The 523-nt window shown below is 65.6% G+C and carries 1 pseudogene; it reads left to right on the forward strand.

From position 1 onward, the window contains the following. Positions 1-523, forward strand: a pseudogene (locus tag EOA32_RS37665) (penicillin-binding protein); the annotation flags it as partial.

Raw genomic sequence — 523 nt, forward strand, 5'->3', positions numbered from 1 at the left:
GGGCGGTCTTTCGGTGCGCACGACGCTCGACCCGAAGATCCAGCTGATTGCCCGCAAGGCGATGCAGAACGGGCTGCTGAAATACGACACGCTGCGCGGTTATCGCGGACCGGCGACCCACATCGATGTCTCCGGCGACTGGGGCGTGCCGCTCGGCAACGTCAAGGGGCTGGAGGACGTGCCGGAATGGACGCTCGCCGTCGTCCTCGACAGCTCCGACACCGGCCTCTCGATCGGTCTGCAGCCGGCGCGCCAGGTCTCGGGCGACATCGTCAAGGAGCGCGTCGAAGGCACCGTCAGCAAGGAGGACATGGGTTTTGCCATGCGCCACATCGTCGACGGCAAGAGCGTCAAGGCGAAATCGCCTGCGGATGTGCTGCAGCCCGGCGACGTCATTTTCGTGCAGAAGAACGAAGGTTCGGACAGCGCCTACAGTCTGCGTCAGGTTCCGCAAGTGGAAGGCGGCCTCGTCGCCATGGATCCGCACACCGGCCGCGTTCTGGCCATGGTCGGCGGCTTCTCC

The sequence above is a fragment of the Mesorhizobium sp. M1A.F.Ca.ET.072.01.1.1 genome, assembly GCF_004023325.1.
Classification (GTDB): Bacteria; Pseudomonadota; Alphaproteobacteria; order Rhizobiales; family Rhizobiaceae; genus Mesorhizobium.